The sequence below is a fragment of the Nocardia sp. NPDC006630 genome (assembly GCF_040611495.1).
In the GTDB taxonomy this organism is placed as follows: domain Bacteria; phylum Actinomycetota; class Actinomycetes; order Mycobacteriales; family Mycobacteriaceae; genus Nocardia.
This window is the reverse complement of the sequence record NZ_JBEXOK010000007.1, coordinates 455,807-478,664: the sequence shown is the minus strand read 5'-3', so window position 1 is coordinate 478,664 and position 22,858 is coordinate 455,807. Positions and strand designations below refer to the sequence as shown.

The window sequence follows — 22,858 nt, the reverse complement described above, 5'->3', positions numbered from 1 at the left end:
TCGCCGTCCTGCCGGCAGGGATATCAGCGGAATCCGCAACCGGCACCCGTATGACCGGGATCGAGGTCTGCCCAGCCGGAGCGCCCTGCCCGCCGCCCGATGACGAACCTTTCGTCGCATTCACGAATGCCTGCGTCCCACCGAACGCAGTGGCCGATCCGAGACCACCACCGAAGGTCTTACCGATATAGCCCCAATTGCGTGGCAAGCCTCCATATTTGAGCATCGCGTCACCATTGTCGAGAAATGTACTGACAGGATGCCTCAGATTCTTGAGCCCCCCGCCCATAACCCCCGCCGTCGACTTGACCAGGCCTGGTTTGTCGAGCTTCCCGAGGAGTCTGCCGCCGATCGCACCCCCGACGAACTCTGAAGCCGCGCCGACGCCGAAGGCCAGCGCCATTTGCCCGCCGCTGAGGTTGTCCCCCTCTATTTCATCCGCGAGGACATTGCCCAGCCCGGCGCCGATGAAGCCACCGAGCCCCGGAAGGAGCATATTTCCCACGACTGGCGCGGCGACGCTGACAGCTGTAGCGACTACCTCAGTCGCCCAGTGCGGCCACCATCCCATCAGCAGCCTCCTTAGCGGGCAGACCAGGCGCAGATCGTCCGAAACATCCTCCGATTGCCTCTATTCTGTGGGATTCCCACCGATGGGAACCGATCTCCCCGAGCAGCCTTATCCACAGCCCCGCTCACTATGTCCATCGACTGGCGGCGAAGCTGCTCGGCAGGCTGACAACGCGGACCGAAGCGCCGGTGTGCGGAGCTTCGACGCATTGGCCGTTGCCGATATAGAGCATGACGTGTGCCGGACTGCCACTGTTGTATTCGGCGGCGGGGAAGATGAGGTCACCGGGGCGGATGTTCGCCGGGGCGACCTTGGGGAGCTCCTGATACTGCTCGGCCGCGGTCCGGGGGATGCTCACCCCTGCGGACGCGGCAGAATACTGGGTCAGACCGGAGCAGTCGAAGGAATTGGGCCCTTCGGCGCCGTATACGTAGGGCTTGCCGACTTCGCTCAGGGCGACCGAAATAGCGTGCTGCGCAGTGGTTGTGGTGCCGGCGGTCAATGTTCCCGGATAGCTCTTCCCGGACAGGTTGTACAGGTATTCGCCGGTGAGCTGGTTGATCGCCGCGGCGAGATCGCTCGAGGTGGCCTGCCCACCGGTGACCAGAGTCTGAGCCTGCTCCAGTGCCTGCGTCATGATGGCGTGCACCTGCTGCTGCCCTGCCGCGCTGTAGGCGCCGGTGCCCAGATGTGCCAGTGCCACATCGACTTCCCGCAGCAATTGATTGAGCGCCGCACGATTCACGCCCTGGCTTCCGGCGAGACTGGTGATGTAAGCGGCGAGTTGGTTGTCGAGATTATTGAAGGTGGCGGCCGCGGTGTGCTGATACAGCCGCAGTGCGGTGAGCGCCGTCGACGTCGACCCGCCACCGGAGCTGTTGGCCCCGGTTCCGGTCGATCCCGATCCGGTGGAACCGGATCCACTCGTGCCCGTCACCGGTGCGCCCGTACCACTCGTACTCGACCCACCGCCGGAACTCGTTCCCAGCGAACCGGTTCCGCTGCCGGCCGAGTTCGCGCCCGGGGTATCGGCGCCGCCGTTGCCGTAGGCCGACTTCAGAAGTTGCAGCGCCTGCAACGCTTTCTGCGCCTGCGGCGTCAAACCCGTTCCGGCACCGGTTGTTCGACCTGCAGGCGCGGTCGAGCCGCCACCCCCGCCGCCGAGCGCCGAAGCGAGCATCGGCAGCATGGCGAGCAGCATCGGCGCCGCCGACACGACGGCGGGTGCGATCTTGGCGACGGTATCCGGATCGATCAGGGGCGCAGCCGAATTCGTGCCATCGGAACCGGAATGGGAGACATCCGCCGATTGTGGCGATCCGGCGGACGCACCGATTTCCGGCCCCGCCGCAGTGCTGGGCGCGCCTTGCGCGGGTGGCGGCGCACCACCCGGCGCGGCGGCACCGCCGGGTGAGCCTGGCGCGGCGTCCCCCGATCCCGCTGCCGGGGGCGTGCCCGCTACGCCATCTGTCGCCGGACCGTCTGTCTTGCCCGAAGTCGTTGTCCCAGGCATCGATCCGGGCACAGATCCCGCACCCGAGCGAGTCTCGTCGTCCTTCCGCGCCACGCGCGCGTTCCACGGCGTCGGCTGTGCGTCCTCCGCAGCACCCCACAGCTCGGCGGTCCCCGACTCGGGTTCCTCATCCGCACTGGGCGGACTCGTCATGACCATCCTCCGAGCACACGCTTCACCCGGACATCCGGCCCGGTAGGAATCGACTGTTGCGCTATGACACCGGTCGCCGGATCACTCGCCACGATGTCCGTCGCGCTGACCGCTATTCCCACCCGGGTCGGGGCGTAGTCCCGATAGTCCCGATAGTCCCAGTACACCAGATCACCGGCGGATACCCAGGCAGGGTCCACGCGCTGCCCGCACAGAGATTGGGCTGCAACGGTATCCGGAAGCACCACGGTCCCGGTGCCTCGACTGGTCGGGCAACTGCCCGAGTCCGAGCGATCGGATACCGCCACTCCTCCTGACCGCAAGGCAGTGCCGTCATCCCGTGTACCGGAGCTGGATTCGCAGGTCGCGGTAGTCGCGGAGGCACGAGAGATAACCACCGCCGTCATTCTCGCCGGGTCTGTCTGCGCTCCCGCAGCCGATCCCGTCGCGCCGCCCACCAGGGTCATCGCGATCTGCCGCGCGCATTCGGGCGCGAACCCGGTATCGGCGGTTCGCAACGGCTGCAGTTGATATGGCGCGGATCGCATGGCCGGCAGGCAGGCACGCATCCAGTTCGAGACCCCGGTTTCCCCCGGGGCCACGGTCATTTCGGCATAGGGGTTGGGAGTGGGCACATCCGAGGGCGTCACCGTCTCGGGCGGCGCGGACGTAGTCGTGGTCGTGGTCTCGGTGACCGCCGGATCGGGCCCGACCGCGCTGTCGCACTGGTAATGCAGATCGGCGGAGGTCGCCGAAGCGATTCCACCGGAAAAGATTACGAGCACGGCCAGAATGGTTCCGAGTCCAGCCGTGGCCGCCGCCGTGACCAGCAGCCAACTCGGCGCGGTCAGCAGGATCGCCAGCCGTGTAATCATCCAAGCCTCACTTCCTGGTTCCCTACAGGTGGCCCACGGCCGAGATCACCATCAGGGCACAGGGCGGGGCCTACTGAGCGCAGGATAGGGATTGGCCGCAATCTTCCACGGACTCGGCGCAATCCCGCTGGCGTAACTGTCGGTGGCCTGCGCATCGGCTATTTCCGCCTGGAGATGCCGCATGAGCAGCGGATTCCCTCGATCGGCAGTCAACGCGTTTGCTGCCTCGAGCACGCGGAAGGAGTGCTCATTACCGATCCACCTCAACATGTCCTGCGCTTCCTCTTGCGTGATACCGCTGAGCGGCGGTATGCCTCTTGTCATAAAGACCCCGGCGGTTCCCGGCTTTGTGGATCCATCCGCCAAATTCTTCAAAGCCTCCATCTTCTCTTTGGTAGGACGGTCCATATAGTTCTCGACATAATCTCGCTGCCGACCTGTGCTCATCCCGCCGTCGAGAGGTCTGCCACCCTTACTCGCGCGCCTATAGACGTAAGCCGCCGATTGCAGTGTCGCCAAGTCGGCCGCCTCCTCTTCGGCGCTTCGGGGCTTGCCTCCGGGTTGCACACGCTGCATGCCGGCGACCACACGACCGAGCTGTTTATCAGCCAAGAACGTATTTTGGGCATTGTCGTCGATGATTCCCCAAGAGCTGATGGCATGCTCGATAATCCTGTCGTCGGTGAATCCGGCGCCGCGGAGGGCAGCGGGCAAATTGACTCTGCCGGCACCGCTGTCGACCGCGTGCTGAATGGCGGCCGCCGCACCCATCGCAGTGTTGATGCCGCCATAAGCCAGAGCACCCTTGCGCGCAGCGGCGGCGAACGCCGGAAAGTGGGCATAGGACTGGACATAGGTCCCGGCCGGCCCAGCGAATCCCGGTGTCCCCCATATCTCCCACTGTGCGAGCGAGGACTTTCGTTCTTTCCGCGCCTGTGGCCGGAACGGGGTGCGGGTCATCCCCCACATCCACTCCGTGATCGGCGATGCGCCGATAGTGCTCACCGCCCCCACCATGGCCAGCGGACTCATCCCCCGACTGGCGCCGAGGGTGCCCATCCCCAGCACCGTTCCCCCGCCGGAACCTCCTCCGGCGGGGGCCCGCCCACCATTCTGAACGGCCATGGCGAACCGATTCGCGACCCAGTCGTTGCCCTTCTCCAAACCTGCTGTGAGACGCCGCAATTGCAGGATCGCGACAACCTCCACGATCGCCCCGATGACGAACACCGACATCACCTGTCCCTGCGCCTGTTTGAACAGATCACCGAGAAACAGCACGTACACGCCGAGGTAGACGACCTCGGCCGCCATGCGCGCGGCCGCGAAGAAGCCGTGCACCACACTGCGGATCAGGAAGGTCTGGGTCGGGCCGTAGATGAATCCGCCTGCGGCGAAGCCGAATATGGCCATGAGCCCGTGGTACACCGAGTCCAGTGCCGACCAGACGATCTTGATCGCGAGCACCGCGGCGAACGCCAGCAGCAGCGTGCCGGCGATGAGCAGCAGTATTCCCGCGCCGATCTGCCCCACACCGGGTTTCTCGGCGGCCGCGTTCGCCGGCTTGTCCCCACAGTCCAGCATCGCCTTCGCGGTCTGATCCTCGTCACCCGCGGCCGCCGACCAGGCGCTGCGGCAGGCTGTACTGACGTCGACCACATGCCCGAAGTTCCACACCTGCAGCGGGCGCCGCGCGAAATTGTCGGCGAGCTCACCCTGCATGCTCGAAACCAATTGTCCCGGTTGCGGATTGCTCTGCCCATTCAGTCCGGCCGCGATCTCGATGCCGAGATCGCGCCCCTGTACCAGCCAGCCGTCCGAGGACAGCACATCCGAGAGCGGATCCGCCAGGAATATCGGGGCGAGCACCGCGACACCCAGCATGGTCGCGATCTGCATGGCGGCCTTGGCGTGCAGGCCGCGCAGCACGAACCACGCTACGAAGAAGGCGCCGATGGTCGCGGCCGTGATCAGGACGATCGGTATCGCGATCTGCCCGCTCAGCGTCCGCGCCACCGCCCGCAGCGGTGCCGAGAACAGATCCAGCCAGCGGAAGCTGAGCACATAGGTGATCAGCCAGATCCCGATGGTCACGATCACCATCCACCCGGCGAACTCCAGGGAGATCACCAGGGCGATACCGGTTGTGATCGGATGCAGCACACTGCCGTTGTTCGTGGCGAACACGTAGTTCGACAACTCCACGCCGGAGGAGTCCTTGACGTCCATCCAGCTCAGTGCGCTGTCACCGGAGGACCCCGAGCCCGCCGCGCCCGCCATGGCCGCCGTGCCGACCAGACCGGGAAAGACGAACAGCACGAAGAACATCAGAGCGATACCGGTGATCCAGCGCCGCCTGCGGGTCGCGCCGGCCCAGGCGCGAGCCCGCCCGAGAAGCGTCCGCAATTGCCAGCGCTCGAAGTCCCAGATCTCCGCGCGCGAGATCCGATCGAGAAGAGCGATCACGAAACCACCCGGCCCGCCGCGGGCAGTGCGCGCACGCTGCTCGGCGTGCTGCCGATCGCCGCGGCCCGATCCAGGCGCGCCGGGCCGAGCACCTTCCCGCGTCCGATGCGGTTGAGCGCATCACGCATGAACATCTCGCCCCGCCGTTCCTCCGGCACCTGCCGGCCCGGTCCCACCGGCGGCGAGGTGGCCTCCCGCAGAATCTGCAGCAGGAACGGCGATTCCTTCAGATCCACGCCGAGCCACTCCAGGCTGTTGCGCGCCAAGGTCTCGTCACGCTGGCGGAAGACGAACCTGTTCGGAATCAGATTGTGTGCCGCGCCTTGGAAGTCGGTGGCCGGATCATGGGAGGCCAGCCCGATCGCGGCGAGATGCTTGCGGCCGTCACGACTGAAATCGGAGGTGACCGACGATCCGACCTGGGTCTGGGTGAAGTGATGGGCCTCGTCACCGACCAGCAGCCCGAAGCGTCCGTTATCGGTCAGGAAGGCTTCTCGCGCAGCGACGCCGACAAGTTCGTAGAGCGCGGTCCCGAGCCGTTTGGTCAGGGGCAAACGGTTGTACAGGTGCGGGGTGGTGAGCTCCTCGGCGGTCGGCAGCGCCAGATTATGGCTGCGCACCACGGTTGCCGCGGCGTCGAGACGCAGGGGTTTGAGCCGCTGGTCGAAGAGCACCGGCACCCGGTCGACGATCGTGCCCAGTCGCGCCGCCAGATCCGCGTATTCCTCGCCCGCTCCCGGCTCGTCGCGCAGCTTCCGGACAACCTTGAAAAAGTCCAGCAGACTACGTATTCCGTGTTCAGCGATTCCTCTCGGCGCCAGTAGATTGCTGGCCGCCGCACCCGCGCCCGAAGTAGGTGAAAGATCAAGTAGCGGCAGGATCGAATCCAGCGCCCGCTCCCCCGCGGTGCGCGGGTCGAACAGCCGCAGCGGATCCAGCGACACCGTCGGATCGGCCAGATCGATGATCACCGCATTGTCGATCGCGGAGGCGAAATGCTCCCACTCCCCGACCTGACTGCGGTCGATGGCCAGGAACTGACCGCCCATATCGTGCACGAGCACCGCGATCAGCTTGAGCAGGTAGGACTTTCCCGAGCCGAGCTCGCCGGTAACCGCGAACGAGGCGGACAGATCGTGCAGCGCCGCCTCCATGATCCCGAAGTGGATCGGCTCGAAATTCCCGGACATGAGGTTCACGCCGATCACCGGTCCACTGTCGTCCCCGATCTGACTGGTGGTCAGCGGCACGAAACCGGCCCACATATCCGACGGCACGATATGGGCGAAGTCATCGAAAGCGCGCCGCGGCGTACTGCCGGGGATCAGCATCGACCACAGGTCCACCTGGGCGCCGACGGGTGCGGTGAGGTCGATCTGAAATCGCTTGTACCGCCGCTTGAGTGTGTTCACCGCATCGGTGGTCGCCTCCCTGGTCCGGCCGCCGACGGCGATCACCGTGGTGAACAGCACCTCCGATTCACCGCTGTTGACCTCGAAGTGATCGTTGTACTCACCGAGCATCTGCGCTTTCGACAGGAGGGTGTTCTGCGCGAAGGACACCTCCTGGTCACGCTGGTCCATCTGCTCGCCGAGGCGCCGCAGATTCGTCTCATTGGACTTGAGGACCTGCTCCGCCGGCTTGGTCGAGACCCGCATCCCCCAATCGACGGTGACGTCGCTGAGTCCCTCGAGCACGCTGAGGAATTCGCTGCCGCCGGGAAAGGTCATGCCCGCGTAGGGAAACGAGTTCGGGGTGAGCATCGCCTGATAGGACGGCCGGAACGAGAAGTCCGGCTGCACCACCTTGATCACCGGGACGAACGAGGGCCGCAGCCGCCGCCCGCTATCGCTCTGCGCGCCCTCATCCAGTGCGGCGGAACGGAATACGGCCGCGGTCGCATCGTCCAGGGCGCCCACGCGCGTGGGCGCGACCGGATCACCCGCGGAGCCGCGCGAGAGATAGTGCTCCCACAACCACTGGAACAGGGCCGCCGGCACCGGAACCGGATCGAACTCGCCACCGATACCGGAGAGGATGTCTTTCGCCTTCTCCTCGTAGGCATCCAATTCGGCGCGCGCGATCGCCGTGGCGTCCACGGTGGTGGTATTGCCCCGCCACACCCGCGATACCACCGACATTCCGGTGTTCAGCGACCCGACGGGTATGGACAGCAGGAAGATTCGCGTCTGCGGGAGGATCGCCTGGACTCGTTCGTAGGAGGCGACCACCTCCAGTGCGTAATCCTCGCATTCGTCGAGGTCGATGCCCTCCACCATTTTGCTCAGCACGTCGATGGTGTTCAGCCGCGCCTGAATTCCCAGCAGCAGCGAACCGCTCGGCAGATTGCCGATCAGCGCATGATGCGCCATTTTCACGTCGTATTTGTCACTGGCGTTCCGCAGGCCGTATCCGGCGGGGTTGACGAAATAGGTCGCGGTCACCAGTCCCGCATGCGTGAACTGCAGGTTCCCTCGAATCGCAGCGGTGGGCTGGATATCACGATCGAACGCCATCGAAAGCCCTTCTGCTGTCCGGAAATATCACCACTACCGATTCCTCGATGAACATGGTGTGCCGCGCGGAATCCTCGCCGACCGGCATTCCGGAGGCCGAGACGGGCTTGCGGCGTGCGACCAAGCGACTTACCCACAGGACCCGTGAGGTCAGTCGCACGCCCGTGTAGGGGACCAGGCCGAGTGCGAACACCGCCACGGCGGTGACGATCAATCCGCCTACGAACGTGACCGCCGGATTGACCGGCAACGACATCGAGCACACCGCGGAGATCGCCAGCAGCGCCGCGGCCGCCGCGACCTGCGGCAGGGTGTAGGGACCGAACGGCAATTTCTGCCCGTTCTGCGCCTTGCCGATCACCGTGGGAACACGCTTGATCGGCGTGAAGACCTTGATGACCTGACTCACCGGTACCCGCCGATAGGCGCATTCGGGATGATCGTGTCCGAATCGACGCGCGCGTAATTGACCAGCGTCGGCAATATCCAGAACACCACCGCCGCAACGATCGCCGAACCCGCGACCGCCAGGACCTTGCCGGGCGAGAGTTTGCTCTTGGTCGATTCCGAAATGAGGATCGCCATACTCGCGATCGTCAGAATGATCAGTCCGATCCAGCGGAAGACGAGCAGTACGCTTTCCAGAATATTGCCGAGTTGAGTGCCCATGAGGGAGGTCCTTTCGCGATCATTTCTGCGTCGCGGGCGGGATCTGCACCGCAGCGGCCGAGGTGGTGGGGGCGGCGGTGGCAGAGGCCGCCGCGTTGTTCGCTGTCTGACCGCTGGACACCGTCATCGGATTGCGCAGTGCGGGAACCGATTCCACCGACCGCACCTGCCACTGTCCGGCCGCGCGGACCATATCCAGCGGGTACGCCAGCGTCGGTGCCGCGCCGCCGTCGGCCTTCGGATTGATCGAGGCGAGCACCCGCGCACTGGCGGCACTCGCCCCGCACCCGCTGTCGTCGGAGGTCACCGCCGTGGTCTCCACGGCGCTGAACGGCGCGGGCCGCAGTGCCGTGATACCGGAATCGGGTGTGGTGTACCGCGCTATATCCCCGGAACCGGTCAGCATGGCCTGCAAAAAGCCCGAAGCCACCTGTGCCAGTGGCGAATCCGCCGCGCACGAGTTCGAGTACGCGAGTACCAGATCGATGCCGCGCTCGGGCGGCGGCACCGCGGCGGGCACGGTCAGCGCGCGCAACCGCCCGTCCACGACCGAGACCGCGACGCGGTAGTACTGCCTGGCGTCATCGGTCGCCCCGGCCCGCCTCGGCATGCGCACCGATACCGTGACCGCCCAGACGTCGAGATTGCCGGTGGATTCCGTGCGCGTGCTGAAGACGATCTCCGCATCGGTCACCTGCCGTCCGGTCGCGGGCAGGGTGATCTGCTGTGCGGCGCCGACGAATTCCGAAATCCGGTCCTGCTGACCGGCGGCGGCGCTCAGATATGTCACCACGAATTCGCGCGCGAAAGATCCGGCCAATTGCGCACGGCCGATGAGGGAAATCGTCGAGCTCGCCGAGGGACCGGGCGGTGGTGTGGCGAATGCGTCGAATACCGCATGTCCGCCGCCGATCACCGCGGAAGCAGCCAGTATTCCGACAATAATATTGTCCCGGCGGCGGCGGGCTGCCATCCGGCGGAGCAACGCATCGCCCGAGTTCGCCGATCTGCCGGTCACTGTGCTCACTCCGGAAATGGTAGAGAGCCGGGCGATTTCGCATTTCCCGCTCGTTCCCATTCGTGGGAAGCCGGGCCGGAGGGCCTCGGTTCATCAGCACAGCGCCCCGCGGTCCATTCGCCCCCGGAGCCGATGGCGCAACTGTTCGTCGTAGCCGATCGGCGGGGCACACTCCGGCCGGTCGGATACCGCGGCCGCCGATTCCGGCATCGGGAAGTCCTCGGCGACTCGCACGAATTGCGCGATCGCCAACTGCTGACCGGAGAACCCCGGATAGGGAAAAATAAGTAATGAGGTCGGCGTGTACGAGCCGCCGTAATTGAGTGCGCGCACGGTGACACCCACGGTCTCGCCCGCCCGAAGGCGCGCGCTCGCGGCCACCAATCGCTCCCGATCGTCCGGATGGAAGACATCGCGCGGCTGATAGAGATAGTCCCACCGCACCCACGGCGCGGGATCGGTCAGCCAGTGCGAGATGCTGGTGCGCTCGAGCTGGATCATGGCCAGACAGGTCCCCGCGCGCCGGTGCGCCTCGCGCAGCCCGACGGATTCGAGCGCCGGATACGGCGCCTGGATGTGATCCGGGGTGATGTCCTCTATCAAAAACCAAGCGCCGCAGCAGCGTTCATCGTTCCGGGCGCGGAGCGTGAAACGCCACCGGCCCGGCTGCTGCGCACCGCCGGCAATCGTGGCCTCGAACTGCAGCTTCCCGCCCTGCTTCGGCTCGTACAGCAGATCCAGGACTTCGGCGTGCCGGTCGAATCCCGAAACCCGATGGAACAGTTCGGCGATCGACATTCTCGGCGCGTACTCCTCGGCAGCGGATCCGGTCAGCCGGGTGATGCCGCTCGGCAGTGCGACCGTCTGCGAGTCGAGGTCCCAGATGGCGCCGATCGCGGTGGGCGGCGGCGGAATCGGTGCGGTGGACGGTCCGATCCAGAGCCGGATCGCGTGCACGTCACCTGCCGGTCCCAGCACCAGCCGGATCAGCACCGAGTACGGGCCGGCCTTGGTGGGCACCGTCAGATCGCCGTCCTGCGCCCGGTTGTGCGCGGACCAGATCGCCTCGGCGATATCGGCGGTCTTCATTCCGTGGTAGATCGCCGGGGTTTTCGCCAACTGGCGCTGCAGTACCCGCTGCCACCCGGCGAAGTCGCGGGGCGAACTTCCCACCGACGCAACGGACATGATCTCCGGCGTCAACATCTCCACTGTTATCCATGGAATCACCGAGCCGTTCTGCATCGTCTCCGCCTGTACCGCCGTGCCTCCGATCTCGCAGCTCGAAGGACTCTGGTCAGTAATTTAACGTACCGATGGTCAGCGGCACAATGACTGAGTCAGATACATCCATTCGGGTGTATTCACTGAAAATTAGCTACTTGCCGGAATATCGGCCTTCGCAGCAGCTTCGACGGACAATCCGAGCACCCCCGCCCCGAGCAGGACGGCATCCTCGCCGAGCTCCGACGGCACCACACGCAAGCCCGGCAGATAGCCGAGTCTGGCATGCGCCGCGACCGCCTGCCCGAGCGGTTTCCACAGCAGGGGCCCGGCCGCTGTCAGATCGCCCCCGACGACCACCAGATCCAGGTCGAGCAATGCGGCAGCCGACGAGATCGCCAGGCCCACAGCGGTTCCGGCCCTCGCGATCGCGGCCGCGGCCGCCCCCTCGCCCGCACCGGCCGAATCCACCAGTGCCCGAATCGATTCCCCGGACCAGCCCTGCGACCGCGCCCAGCGCAGCACGGCGGCGCCACCGGCCACCGCCTCGAGGCAGCCCCGGCCGCCGCAGTCGCAGGGCTCATCGAACCCCGGCACCAAGACATGCCCGATATTGCCGCCGTTTCCGGTGCGGCCGACCACACCGAAACCACCGATGGTGATGCCGCCGCCGATATGCTCCGCGAGAGATATCGCCAGCGAGTCCATGACGCTCCGGGTGGCCCCGAAGGTGCGCTCGGCCATGGCCAGGCACACTCCGTCGAGCGCGAGTTGCACCGCGGCGGTGGGGAACAGCTTCCGGACGGCGTCCACCAAGGCGAATCCCGTTCGCCACTGCGGGATTCCGGCCGGGGCCACCACACCGGCGGCCATATCGATGGGCCCCTCGCAGGCAATGCCCACCGCGGCGACTTCGCCACCGGCCGCCGCCTGCAGCAGCAGGTCGCGGCAACTGTCCCACGCTCCGCGCGCGGGTACCGGTATGCGCAGGAGGTCACCGTCCTCGTCCCCGACGCTGCCGGCGGCGAAATTCGACCGACCGATCTGCAATGCCAGCACAATCATGAATTGCCAACCACCATCACACGATTCGATCCCCGGATACCGACATGTCCTACGCTCCGCCCGTACCGGTCGGCCGCAGTGGGCGACCGAGAACGAGGTGCCGCCGGGGTGCCGCCGGGGCGGATTCGGCGGGCTGCGCACTGGCTCCCGTCCGGATGATGCGCATCGGCCGCCGATGATCGAGCGGGGTGACGCGGTAGCGATCCAGATTTTCGATCACTCGGCCCGAATTGTCGTATGCCACACCGGCCCAGATCATCGCCTTGGGCGCATCGCCGCGCGTGACCAGCGTCGATGCGAGCTGCTCACACTTCGACCGGAGTGGGCAGGTGCCGCAGACCTCGACCGCCGCTCGCCACGATTCGGGCGTTCCGACATCCAGGTCCCAATCGTTCGGGCACTGCGCGCACGGCGGCCGATCGGCCTTCGCCGCGGTCACCGTGGCCCGGGGCGCCCGCGAGTGCGGAAAAGACAGGGAAATACAGGTAACAGTGCTCATGGCCGTCTCCGGAAATGCCGTGGGCGACTCGCGTTTTCGCGCGCGCCCCAACTGATCGGGCGGATCGTCAGGGCTGTTCGACAGTCCCCGGAAACCAGCTGTTCAAGCCTGGTTCTGGAACGTTAACCGATCAGTGTCTGCCGGGCAAGCTTTATGCCGTTATGCAACGGTACATTGACCAGAAGTTCTTTTGTTTGTATCGTCGGCTAACGGCACGTTCAACCCCGAACCGTCTGCGCGGAAGGGGTTTCGATACCAAAGGGCGATGGCGGCACAGTGGACTACACAATCGATGAACTGGCACGGGTAGCCGACACCACCGTGCGGAGCGTTCGCGTGTACCACGAGCGCGGGCTGCTCCCGTCGCCCGAAGTACGCGGTCGCACCGGTTATTACGGGCCGGACCACCTCAATCGACTACAGACCATCAGCCGGCTGCTCAGCCGCGGCATGAAGCTGAACGGCATCCGGGAGCTACTTGAGGCGTGGGACCGCGGCGAGGGACTCGCCGACGTACTCGGCGTGACCGACCAGGCGGGCGAGGAACTCTCCGCTGCGACCACCGAGGATGCGGAGCTCATCGAGCCCATTTCGCTCGACAGCCGCCGGCCGGCAGATTCGCAGTCCCACGAACTGGTCGCCCAACTCGTCGAAACCGGCGTCACACCCAGTGCGGCTTTCGATTTCATCGAGCGGCTCAGCTCGGACTGCGATCAACTCGCCGCCCGCTATGCCGACAAACTCTTCGATCACATGTCCGCACACGACCCCGGGCAACCCGAACGCGCGATCGGCGACTTCGCCGCGATGAAGACCGACCGGGAGATCTCCCGGCTGATCGCCAGCCGTGCGGTCTCGGCCCTGATCGACCAGGCCCTGACTCGCCATGCCGAACTACCTACGACTTCCTGAGCCGAGCCGTCGTGCACTCCGTACCGTCCATACACATTTCCCATCGTCGAGTCCGGGACCGGACTCCGATTCTCATTGATACCAATCGGTTTGGGCAGGCCAAAACACGCCAACTCTCGGGAACCAGTGCCGCCACTGGCGCATCTGCGACAGCCGGGAAGCTCGACAAAGCGAGTGTCATTGCCGCCGAGTGAAAAAGGCCGGCGCGCGACCACAGCGCCCCCTCCCTCGACCGACAGTGTCGTGTTGCCGCGGTTCGTCATACAGCGGGCAGTCGAGGCGGGGCTGGATCGGGCACAGTTGCTGCGCGAGTGCGGATTGCCCGAGTGGTCACTGACCGGCGACGACGTCCGGCTGCCGAGTGAGAAGTACCTGCGCATTTGGGAAGTGGCCGAGCATCACCTCGCGGATCCCGAGATCGCCGTGCATGTCACCGAAGGCTATGCGGTGGGCGAACTCGGACTGTACGACCTGCTGTACGCGACGGCGCCGACACTGGGCGCCGGGCTGGCGGTGTGCGGTCCCTGTATGGGAGCCATCAGCACCAACTTCCGTTTCGACCCCGGCCCCGAAACCGAGCAGGAGATCGGCTTCCATGTCGACCTGATCCACGGCGAGGGGCGGGGCCGGGACCTTGCCATGCAGTTCGCGCTGACCGCCGTCGTCGCGCGCGCCCGGCAGAGCACTCAGCAGCCGGTAGCGGTCGCGCGAGTGACATTCCGCCAGTCCGCACCCCGCACCCATGACGGCCTGGTGAATGCTTTCGGCACCACCGCAATCGATTTCGGCGCCCCTCGCGACACAGTGGTGCTCCGCAAGGCCGATCTCACACTGCCCCTCGATACCGCCGACAGCCGCCGGGCAGCCCTGCTGCAGAAGATCGCGGCGACCATGCCCGCGCCGGCGCCCTGCGCGACAACCTGGTCGGATCGACTCACGACCGTGCTCACCGCCGCCCTCGACCGCGGACCGGTCACGCTCGACACCGTGGCACACGAACTCGCCACCAGCCCCCGATCATTACAGCGCCGACTGGCCGAAAGCGGCACAACCTGGCGCGCCGAACTCGATCGGGTACGGCGACTCCGCTTCGAAACAGCCAGCGCCACAACGTCACTCACCCGATCCGCGCAGGCGGAACTGCTCGGTTACCGGGACGATCGGTCCGCGCGCCGAGCCACCCGGCGCTGGGACCGATGAACGAACCCCGAAGCCGGGTGGGTGTGTCCTATCGGCTGGGGTCCGGCCCACGATAAGAAGCGCGCGCGATCCAGTTGCCGGGGACGGCCGGTGGCGCAGCGGCGAACAATCCGGGATCGTGCAGTCGCCGTGCTCGCCGGGCCAGCAAGACCAATGCGGCTACCAGTAGCCATCCCGTCGTAGCGATGCCCAGCGTCGACAAGAGCGGTCCCGCCATCAGCGCGCCCAGCGCGGTGCCGCCATGGGCGATGAGCTTGCTGGCGCCGAAGACTCTGCCGACCAGATCGCCCGGAAAAGCGCGCACTCGATACAGGGTCAGCGGGACATTGCCGATCGGCGCCATGAACCCGACACCCATCCAGCACACCGCCAGCAGCACCGGGTTCGAGGTGATCACCATGATCGTGCAGAGCACGACCCAGACCCACAGCATGAGCGTCAGCGCGGTTCGCGGGTTGATCCGACCCGCGAGTCCGGCCGAGGGAGCGGCGGCGAACAAACCGCCCAGGCCGGTGGCGCCCAGCACCATGCCGATGGTCCAGGTCGGATGACCGCTGTCCTTCACTTCCACGGTGATCAGCAGTATGAAGACCTGGAGTATTACGTTCGTGCACCCGAGTATCACTGTGCTGCCGTATACGAACGGTTCACTTCGAACGCTTCGCATCCCAGCCCACACGTGCCCCCAATCCCAAATACGAGCAGGACCCGGATTCGCGGTATCCGCTCGTCGTTCCACTGCGGCTCTGGCAGGAATTTTGGCAAGGGTCCACAGGCAGTAGATGTACGACATGGCGTTCGCCAGGAATGGCAGACCACGAGCAATACCCAGCGTGATCGCTCCTAACGTCCGGCCTGCCATATTGGCGATCGGCTGCTCGGCTTCCAGAAACGAGAACGCGGCGGGGAGCTCTTCCTCGGCGAGAACATCTCGGACCAGAACAAGTTCGCTGGTATTGAAGAAGACGTATGCCGAACCCTCCGCGAATGCGGCTACCGCGAGAAACAGCGACAGTCCCGGCGGCTGTACGACTATTACCGCTGCCGCCAGCAGGGTGGCGGCCAGCCCGACGCGCTGGCACGTCATCAGTATTCGCCGGCGGTCCCAATAATCCGCGGCGACGCCCGCCGGTATCTCGAAGATCAGTCCCGGCAGCGAGAGCGCGAATGCCACCAGGCTCGCCGAGATCGGTGAGCCGGTGATCGCGAGGACCAGCAGCGGATAGGCTATCCGGACGCCTTGCAAGCCGATGTGCGAAACAACATTTCCGGACCATAGAAGTAGAAAATTCTTATTACCGAATATGAACGACGAGCTCATCTTTGATCACAGTGTCCGGAAGATTCGACCGGCCGGGCTGTTCAGACCAGCCGAGCGGCGGCGGTGACGATCGCACGCAGGCCACCGCGCCAGGAACGCATGAGCACGCCGACGGCCGACCCCACGGTGAGGAGAATCGACACCAGCGCCCACGGGGTCAGCCCAGAGGGCTTGATCGGCATCTCCTGCCCAGGCCAAGGGTAGGCACGTGTACCTCGGACAGCCCCGACCACCAGCGCCAGTTGTGAGCCCAGGTCATTGCCTCTCCCGAGCGACGCGACAATCTCGGGCACGCTGCGGTCGAGATTCAGCACGTCGACCAGTACCAGAGCGGTGACCACCATTGCCGCAATCGCAGTGACGCTCTCTGCCAGTTCATTTCGTCGCAGCATGGCTTGGATTGCCGCCATCACCTCGACGAGTATCGCGATGGTCGCGAGGATCGCCCAGATGCCGTCGATCCTTGCGGAAGCCGGTGCCGATTGACTCCAAATGGTCATATTTCTGGTCGAATGTACGACCCGGCCGAAAGCATTGACACTCGCCGATCCATTCCAATTCGACGCCGTCACCCAGGGCTGGAACATCATGAACAGCAATACCGCGCCGCTGACCACCGCAGTGATATACGGCCATATCTCTGCGAACGACCGAGTCGGACCTGAATGCGTCAGCGGCACCATCGCCATACCCAGCGTTGTTCAGAAACTGCCGGACGCGCTGCCGCTGCCACTGCCGGAACGCGGTGGGAACGGTGCGAATGGGGGCTGCGGCGGAAGACCGGGCCAGCCGCCCGGAAGTGAGCCCGACCGACCTTCGGAGTGGCCCCGATTTCTGTCGCCGCGACTCACCCAGTCGCCGCTCGGGTCCGACCAAGCGTCGGTGGCCGGCCGCTGATCGGGCCTGCCGTGCGAGTCTTCGCCCGTACTCGTCGGCGAATCGACAGAGATATCGGCGAATGCCGGTGCGGTCGTGGCGATCGGCGCCGACGCGATGGCAATGATTGCCGCCACGCGTGCGGCGATGTGCAACGACTTTGTGAGTGGAAGAGTGCGCATGGGAAAACCTCCTGGTCGGAACCATCGCTCTGTGCACGGCCCACAAACAACGTACCGTTACACAGCGGCTCGCTATTCCCAGCAGCGGAGACTCGCATTCCGAAAACGACGTGGCCTCATACGAATACGGTTCGGTTCAACCTGAGCGAGATCGGCGACCGGCGCCCGCACGCTGGTTAGCGTGGTCGAGTGGATCTCAATCTGAATGGAAAACGCGCGATCGTCACCGGCGGCAGCAAGGGCATAGGACTGGCCATCGCGCGCGGTCTCGCGGCCGAGGGCGTGGACGTCGTACTCGCCGCCCGCTCCCCCGAACCGCTCAAAGCCGCGGCGCAGGCGCTGGCCGAGGAGACCGGCCGGCGCATCATCGCGATCCCGACCGACACCGGCGACGACGACCAGGTCCGGGAGCTGGTCCGGCGCACCGTCGAGGAGCTCGGCGGCGTCGACATCCTGGTCAACTCCGCCGCCACGCCCTGGAGCGCCGGCGCCCCCACCGATCTGAACGCCACCACCGACGAGGTGCTCCGCCACGAGGTCGAAATCAAGGTCCTCGGCTACCTGCGCACCGCCCGCGCAGTCGCCCCGCACTTCATCGAACAGGGCTGGGGCCGCATCATCAATATCAGCGGACTCGGTGCCCGCCAAGCCAATTCGATCGCCCAGACCATCCGCAATGTCAGCGTCTCCGCCCTCACCAAAAACCTCGCCGACGAACTCGGCCCCAAGGGCATCAACGTCACCGTCGTCCACCCCGGCCTGACCAGAACCGAACGCCTCACCCAGCGCCTCACCACCCAAGCCGAAGCCGCTGGCACCACAATCGCCGCCCTGGAAGCCGACCTTCCCGCAAACTCTATCCGCCGAGTAATCGACGCCGCCGAAGTAGCCGACGTAGTCACCTTCCTCGCCTCCCCCCGCAGCGCCGCCATCACCGGCGACGCCATAGCCGCAGGCGGCGGCGTCCCCGGCCCGGTCTACTACTGACGCAAACCCCAAGCAAGTCAGAACAATTCGCCCATGACCCACTTGCCCCCCCCAGTCAAGTGGGCCACGAACCGCAAGCGCCCGACCACAACCTCCGAACCACTCCCCCATCGACGGCCCCAAAACCAGTCCCACACGCCCATAACGTGCCGATTTGGAGGAACCAGGGGGTACTGATGTAATCTCATCGAGCACGAAGCGAAGCGAGTGCAACGGGCTGTGGCGCAGCTTGGTAGCGCACTTGACTGGGGGTCAAGTGGTCGCAGGTTCAAATCCTGTCAGCCCGACAGGTTCGCAGGTCGGAGCGGGTTTCCCGCTCCGACCTGCTTCTGTTTACGAAGGCGAATACAGCCCATTTCTGGGCTATCCTAGCCAATCGAAAACCCTCTGACCAGGCATTACAATCTCGCGTTGAGCACTTGACCCACTGTCAAGTGCATCGATGTCGAAACACGTTCTGCTACTTCAGCTTTCGCGCCTTATGGGTTGTGGTGGCGCCGTTCGAGCTCGCGGCGATGTGGCGTCAAGTCGAGCATCCCCCCAGGTGGCGTCTCTATTCTCCGCCGAGTGGTCACCACCTTCTTGTGGACCGATCGTGGACCAGCGCTGGTCCACGATCGGTCCACAGAACGCGCGAGGTGGACATAGCGTCGCCGTAACGAGCGGGTCGGCGGGTGCACTATTGCCAAAGGACGCGGGGCAGGGAGGGCGAGAAATGCTGCGGCGCAGAACATCCCGGAGGGCGAGGCCGGGCTCTTCCGGATAGCCGGAGAGATTGCCCCGACTTCGGTTGCCACGCGGGCGTGATGCTCGGACAGGGGTGTGGCCCGATTGAGTCTTTGGGCATATTTGACGTAATGACTACGTCATAGTATTGTCACGTCATGCTGTTTCCTACGCCTGCCTTGACGGCCGCCGATGTCCGCGTCCTCGCCGACGTGGACCGGATGCGCGACGAACTGCGTCACGAACTGCAGGCCAAGCCTGGCAAATGGGCGGGAGGCCTACGTAAGTTCCTCACCGCGGATGCAGTCGCCGCGTCGAATTCCATCGAAGGGTTCAAGGTCTCCACCGTCGACGTGGAGGATTTGATCGCAGGCGAACGGGACGTCGAGGTGTCCGAAGAGAACAAGGCCGAGACGCTCGCCTACGAGCAGATGATGACCTACATCCAGACGCTGCACGAGGTCGACGACTTCGCCTACAGCAAAGGCTTTCTCAACGCACTGCACTGGATGCTGCAGGGACACCGGCACACCGAACGCCGCCCGTCCGGGCAATGGCGACGCGGACCCGTGTACGTGACCGACGCGCGCGACCCGAGCATCGCCGCCTACACCGCCCCCGACGCCGACCAAGTACCGGCATTGGCAGGCGAGCTCGTCGACTGGCTCAACACCGACGACGGCACCCATCCGCTCATCCGCGCGGCCATGGCGCACCTGCACCTCGTGTCCATCCACCCCTGGGCCGACGGCAACGGACGCCTGTCCCGATCACTGCAAACCCTTATGATCGCGCGGGAAGGCGTTCTCGCACCGGAGTTCTCGTCCATCGAAGCCTGGCTCGCCAGACCCGGTAACACCTGGGAGTACTACCAGGTCCTCGGCCGCCGGGGCAGCACCTACCGGCCGGATCAGGATGTGTCCGAATGGATTCGGTTCAACCTGACCGCCTACCACCAGCAAGCCCAAACCGTCCACGCCCGCTGGGTTCGGTCCGGCGCGGTGTGGGCGAAACTCGAGGAATATGTCGCAGGTATCCGGCTGGACGAACGTGTCATCAGCGCATTGCACGATGTCGCGATGTCCGGCAGGGTCCGCCGAACCCGTTACGAGCAGGCCGAAGGGTTGAGTCTGCAACAAGCGCAACGCGATCTGCGCGACCTTGTCGCGCTCGGTGTCCTCGAACCGGTCGGCAAGACCCGAGCCCGTTTCTACACCGCTGGACCGGCTTACCCGGCTACAGCACTGGAAATCGCCAGCACCCCAACTACCCTCGAAAGCCCTTACGAGATGTAGCAACACTTGTCGACCCATCCAAAAAGATGCGCACCTACTACCTGTGCCCGAGAGTTGAATCGCCCCGGAGTGTCCGGAGACTTATCGGTGTGACAGTCCGGCAGGTTGCTGGACTGGTTGTTGAGCGTAGTGGGCCGTCTCCATCTCGGCGGGCGGGATGTCCCCGCAGTGCCGGTACGATCAAGCCGTTTGCTGCACCCGGGTTGAGACTCAAACTGCGATTTCGGAGCAGGCGACTCCATTACCGATGACAGGGAGCGAAACCGCTTGGCACACCAAAGCATCGAGTGTCCCCCTGAATTCACTCGATACTCCGGCACTCCCGCTGACCCAACGAGCCTTCACCCCGGCACACCGATTCGCACGCCTGCTCGTTGCTGCTGACGTTCAAATATTTGACCACCGCTTGACATTTCGAACCTTTTCTAGCCCCCTATGGATAAGTGACACAGTCGGCTACGTGCTCAGCGGATACAGCTGTGGCACAGATATCGAACCGAGTTCGCGCCGGGCCCGACACCCCTCGTGGACGGGCCCGGCGGGAGCTCCGCCGTCCTGTCGCCCCCTTCGCGTCAGGACAGCTCTCCATGCGGGCAGATCACTGGTTCAATTCCGGCGCGGCGGTGCCCGGCAGCAAGGAAGCGGCGGACGACGACGTGCACCGTCCCTGGGAATATGCGAAAGCGTGCGCGCGTGCGACACAACACTGTCAGCGAGTGAAATCCGAATAGTTGCGCCCATGATCGTGCTCTCCCCTTTGTGCGTCCGAAAGCAGACCCACCCGAAGGGGGTCTCTGCTTCCGATAGGGAGTCTCTCACCGATCGGTGCCAATGCAGCACAACGCAACTGCGTCACACCGCTGCAGAACATAAAAATCCTGCATCACGGTTGCAACCCGGTGGGCCGGACAGCATGGACAACCTGCGGTGACGTCGAACTCATCGACTGAGTCAGCCATCGTTTCCAGTCGCCACTTATGCTGACGCCCATGGCATTACCTGCGAAGTGGATTGCTGTCGACATCATCGGTACCAGGCTGGGCGAAGACGTGTTCATCCACTCGGCTGGCGGTGAACGCGTGGCCCGGCTCCTGCGCCGGGTTGCGTCGAAGATCGGATTCAACCGTGCGGTCTCTGCGCCCAGCAGGTAATGGGGTGCACATGTGGTCCTCGTGCCGCTTGCGCGTGCTCGACGAGGGCCGACAACGTTTGCTCTATGGCCTCACAATGGTGCTCGCCACCCGCGAGATCGAATCCAATATCGCCAGTCTGGTCAAGTACACGAACGCTACGCTGCTCCTGGTTGAGTCCAAGAACCGTATTCCGCTAACGTCGGTCGGGCGACTTGCACCCCTCGGCGAGGGGCGGATTTCGCAGGTGCTCGAGCAAATCGACCTGCAGGGGCTCAGCACTCCTCAGGACAGTGAAGGGTCCGAGCAGCGGATCACCATCGACGGGCAGCCCTATCTCGCGGCAAAGTTTGCCCTGCACAGCGCGCGGGAGAAGCACGGTGACCCCGTGGCGATCATCCTGCTCGTCGAGGACCAGACGCCCGCGCAATTCCCAATTTCACACCTACACAATTAATTTCGGAGGAATCTACTCGTGCGTGTCCTAGTTACCGGAGCCAACCGCGGAATCGGCGCGGCAATCGCCAGCCACTTGGTCAAGGAAGGACATACCGTGTGGGGCACACACCGTGGGTCTACGGTCCCGGAAGGTGTGCGCGGTGTCGAATGCGATGTGACCGACATGGATTCGGTCGATGCGGCGTTCAGCCTGATCGAGAAGGAAGACGGCCCGGTCGAGGGCTTGGTCGCCAATGCCGGGATCACGGATGACACCCTGCTGATGCGCATGGGTGAAGAGCAGTTCACGCGTGTGATCGACACCAATCTGACCGGCGTCTACCGAGTGGTCAAGCGCGCCACCCGCAATATGCTCAAGCACCGAACCGGCCGCATCGTGATCATCGGCTCGGCAAGCGGATTGGGCGGAATGCCCGGCCAGGTCAACTACACCGCCGCCAAAGCCGGCGTAATCGGCATCGCGCGCTCGGTGGCGCGCGAACTCGGTTCGCGAAGCATTACAGCAAACGTCGTGGCTCCCGGCTTCACGAAGACAGATATGTCGTCTGTGGTCAGTCAGGACGTCGTCGAGAAAGCTCTCGCGGCAACACCACTGGGCCGATTCGGTGAGCCCGAAGAAATCGCGGCCACCGTCGCATTCCTGCTCAGCCCCGGCGCCGGATTCATAACCGGCCAGGTGATCAACGTCGACGGCGGAATCGCGATGGGGCACTAGCGCTTTTCACCGATCTGCGCTCCCCTCCTACCGGCGGCCGATCGCACCGGGGAACCACATAGGCCTGCGACCCGCTTGTAAGCGGGTCGCAGGCCCGACGATCCGGCTGTCCCCGGATCAATCTGCGAACGTCGATCGACTGGCGCCAGCCTGGCTACTGCTTCGACAAACGACCGGAGGCATGGGCGCGCCTCTCGGCCAGTCTGCGTTGGTAGGCCAACTGTGAATGGTCATCGACCAGATGTTGAATCTGATCGATCATCCCCTTCAGATCGCGGGCCAGCCGGCTGAAATCGGCTTCCCACCCCGTCGGTAACTCTGCGGCCGAGCCGGCCCCCTCCAAGCCTCGGACGAAATCCAGGACCGCGGCAACCGATGTGGAGCGGTCGACGAATTCCTCACCCACCGCAGACAATTGGCCACGTAGCTCACCTGCGGCGACTCCCGTTCGCTGCACCGTCGCTCGTGCCCGATAGGCGGATTGCC

The 22,858-nt window shown here is 64.9% G+C and carries 19 protein-coding genes and 1 tRNA gene; 7 read left to right on the top strand and 13 right to left on the bottom strand.

The features are described from left to right. Positions 1 to 698: 698 nt before the first annotated feature. The 10 genes from ABZX86_RS23325 to ABZX86_RS23280 all read right to left on the bottom strand — a co-directional run bounded on the left by ABZX86_RS23325 (position 699) and on the right by ABZX86_RS23280 (position 12,569). Positions 699 to 2,237 (bottom strand): NlpC/P60 family protein, encoded by a 1,539-nt coding sequence (locus tag ABZX86_RS23325; protein ID WP_355126657.1) that lies wholly within the window; start codon positions 2,235 to 2,237, stop codon positions 699 to 701. After that, positions 2,234 to 3,112, bottom strand: coding sequence for a hypothetical protein (locus ABZX86_RS23320; RefSeq protein ID WP_355126655.1), 879 nt, complete (start codon positions 3,110 to 3,112; stop codon positions 2,234 to 2,236). Before ABZX86_RS23320 ends, ABZX86_RS23325 begins: the two co-directional genes overlap by 4 nt. Before the next feature lie 51 nt (positions 3,113 to 3,163). Continuing rightward, a complete protein-coding gene (locus tag ABZX86_RS23315; protein WP_355126653.1) occupies positions 3,164 to 5,578 on the bottom strand; it encodes a hypothetical protein in 2,415 nt (804 codons plus the stop codon). Then, entirely contained in the window at positions 5,575 to 8,094 is a 2,520-nt protein-coding gene (locus ABZX86_RS23310; protein WP_355126651.1) for an ATP-binding protein, read from the bottom strand. The genes ABZX86_RS23315 and ABZX86_RS23310 overlap by 4 nt, the downstream gene beginning before the upstream one ends. Then, positions 8,078 to 8,503, bottom strand: a complete 426-nt coding sequence (locus ABZX86_RS23305) for a hypothetical protein (protein ID WP_355126649.1) — start codon at positions 8,501 to 8,503, stop codon at positions 8,078 to 8,080. Before ABZX86_RS23305 ends, ABZX86_RS23310 begins: the two co-directional genes overlap by 17 nt. Next, a complete protein-coding gene (locus tag ABZX86_RS23300) occupies positions 8,500 to 8,763 on the bottom strand; it encodes a hypothetical protein (RefSeq protein WP_355126647.1) in 264 nt (87 codons plus the stop codon). Before ABZX86_RS23300 ends, ABZX86_RS23305 begins: the two co-directional genes overlap by 4 nt. Positions 8,764 to 8,782: 19 nt before the next feature. Beyond that, a complete protein-coding gene (locus tag ABZX86_RS23295; protein ID WP_355126645.1) occupies positions 8,783 to 9,790 on the bottom strand; it encodes a conjugal transfer protein in 1,008 nt (335 codons plus the stop codon). A gap of 84 nt (positions 9,791 to 9,874) precedes the next feature. Then, the gene (locus tag ABZX86_RS23290; protein WP_355126643.1) at positions 9,875 to 10,993 is read right to left on the bottom strand and encodes a hypothetical protein; all 1,119 of its coding nucleotides are present in this window, start codon (positions 10,991 to 10,993) and stop codon (positions 9,875 to 9,877) included. Positions 10,994 to 11,155: 162 nt separating this feature from the next. Then, the gene (locus ABZX86_RS23285; RefSeq protein WP_355126641.1) at positions 11,156 to 12,070 is read right to left on the bottom strand and encodes an ROK family protein; all 915 of its coding nucleotides are present in this window, start codon (positions 12,068 to 12,070) and stop codon (positions 11,156 to 11,158) included. 49 nt (positions 12,071 to 12,119) lie between these two features. Further along, positions 12,120 to 12,569 carry a hypothetical protein gene (locus ABZX86_RS23280; protein ID WP_355126639.1) on the bottom strand — a complete coding sequence of 150 codons (450 nt, stop codon included), beginning with the start codon at positions 12,567 to 12,569 and terminating at the stop codon, positions 12,120 to 12,122. 276 nt (positions 12,570 to 12,845) lie between these two features. Between ABZX86_RS23280 and ABZX86_RS23275 the strand changes: the two genes are divergently transcribed. Together ABZX86_RS23275 and ABZX86_RS23270 are read left to right on the top strand one after the other, a co-directional pair. Then, on the top strand, positions 12,846 to 13,481 hold the full coding sequence (locus ABZX86_RS23275) for a MerR family transcriptional regulator (protein WP_355126637.1): 636 nt from the start codon (positions 12,846 to 12,848) through the stop codon (positions 13,479 to 13,481). Positions 13,482 to 13,724: 243 nt separating this feature from the next. Continuing rightward, entirely contained in the window at positions 13,725 to 14,681 is a 957-nt protein-coding gene (locus tag ABZX86_RS23270; protein WP_355126635.1) for an AraC family transcriptional regulator ligand-binding domain-containing protein, read from the top strand. Between the two features lie 28 nt (positions 14,682 to 14,709). On the opposite strand, the gene ABZX86_RS23265 is transcribed toward ABZX86_RS23270, so the two are convergent. Both ABZX86_RS23265 and ABZX86_RS23260 read right to left on the bottom strand, forming a co-directional pair. Further along, positions 14,710 to 16,002, bottom strand: a complete 1,293-nt coding sequence (locus ABZX86_RS23265; protein ID WP_355126633.1) for an MFS transporter — start codon at positions 16,000 to 16,002, stop codon at positions 14,710 to 14,712. Between the two features lie 41 nt (positions 16,003 to 16,043). Continuing rightward, positions 16,044 to 16,502: a hypothetical protein gene (locus ABZX86_RS23260; protein ID WP_355126631.1), complete on the bottom strand. Its 459-nt coding sequence runs from the start codon at positions 16,500 to 16,502 to the stop codon at positions 16,044 to 16,046. Positions 16,503 to 17,249: 747 nt separating this feature from the next. On the opposite strand from ABZX86_RS23260, the gene ABZX86_RS23255 reads away from it, so the two are divergent. The 5 genes from ABZX86_RS23255 (at position 17,250) to fabG (ending at position 22,372) form a co-directional block, all read left to right on the top strand. Continuing rightward, positions 17,250 to 18,047 (top strand): SDR family oxidoreductase, encoded by a 798-nt coding sequence (locus ABZX86_RS23255; protein WP_355126629.1) that lies wholly within the window; start codon positions 17,250 to 17,252, stop codon positions 18,045 to 18,047. 213 nt (positions 18,048 to 18,260) lie between these two features. After that, a tRNA-Pro gene (locus tag ABZX86_RS23250) sits at positions 18,261 to 18,334 on the top strand. Positions 18,335 to 18,931: 597 nt separating this feature from the next. After that, positions 18,932 to 20,068: a Fic family protein gene (locus ABZX86_RS23245; protein WP_355126627.1), complete on the top strand. Its 1,137-nt coding sequence runs from the start codon at positions 18,932 to 18,934 to the stop codon at positions 20,066 to 20,068. A gap of 1,227 nt (positions 20,069 to 21,295) precedes the next feature. Beyond that, the gene (locus ABZX86_RS23240) at positions 21,296 to 21,655 is read left to right on the top strand and encodes a hypothetical protein (protein ID WP_355126625.1); all 360 of its coding nucleotides are present in this window, start codon (positions 21,296 to 21,298) and stop codon (positions 21,653 to 21,655) included. Positions 21,656 to 21,673: 18 nt separating this feature from the next. Further along, the gene (gene fabG / locus ABZX86_RS23235) at positions 21,674 to 22,372 is read left to right on the top strand and encodes a 3-oxoacyl-ACP reductase FabG (RefSeq protein ID WP_355126623.1); all 699 of its coding nucleotides are present in this window, start codon (positions 21,674 to 21,676) and stop codon (positions 22,370 to 22,372) included. A 154-nt stretch (positions 22,373 to 22,526) separates the two neighbouring features. Here fabG and ABZX86_RS23230 read toward each other — a convergent pair whose 3' ends face one another. Then, positions 22,527 to 22,778 carry a hypothetical protein gene (locus tag ABZX86_RS23230; RefSeq protein WP_355126621.1) on the bottom strand — a complete coding sequence of 84 codons (252 nt, stop codon included), beginning with the start codon at positions 22,776 to 22,778 and terminating at the stop codon, positions 22,527 to 22,529. Between the last annotated feature and the right edge of the window lie 80 nt (positions 22,779 to 22,858).

Bases quoted from the DNA above. Each gene is read 5' to 3' on its own strand.
- ABZX86_RS23325 (WP_355126657.1), bottom strand. From the start codon at position 2,237: ATGACGAGTCCGCCCAGTGCGGATGAGGAACCCGAGTCGGGGACCGCC.
- ABZX86_RS23320 (WP_355126655.1), bottom strand. From the start codon at position 3,112: ATGATTACACGGCTGGCGATCCTGCTGACCGCGCCGAGTTGGCTGCTG.
- ABZX86_RS23310 (WP_355126651.1), bottom strand. From the start codon at position 8,094: ATGGCGTTCGATCGTGATATCCAGCCCACCGCTGCGATTCGAGGGAAC.
- ABZX86_RS23300 (WP_355126647.1), bottom strand. From the start codon at position 8,763: ATGGGCACTCAACTCGGCAATATTCTGGAAAGCGTACTGCTCGTCTTC.
- ABZX86_RS23285 (WP_355126641.1), bottom strand. From the start codon at position 12,070: ATGATTGTGCTGGCATTGCAGATCGGTCGGTCGAATTTCGCCGCCGGC.
- ABZX86_RS23280 (WP_355126639.1), bottom strand. From the start codon at position 12,569: ATGAGCACTGTTACCTGTATTTCCCTGTCTTTTCCGCACTCGCGGGCG.
- ABZX86_RS23265 (WP_355126633.1), bottom strand. From the start codon at position 16,002: ATGAGCTCGTCGTTCATATTCGGTAATAAGAATTTTCTACTTCTATGG.
- ABZX86_RS23260 (WP_355126631.1), bottom strand. From the start codon at position 16,502: ATGACCATTTGGAGTCAATCGGCACCGGCTTCCGCAAGGATCGACGGC.
- ABZX86_RS23245 (WP_355126627.1), top strand. From the start codon at position 18,932: ATGCTGTTTCCTACGCCTGCCTTGACGGCCGCCGATGTCCGCGTCCTC.
- ABZX86_RS23240 (WP_355126625.1), top strand. From the start codon at position 21,296: ATGGTGCTCGCCACCCGCGAGATCGAATCCAATATCGCCAGTCTGGTC.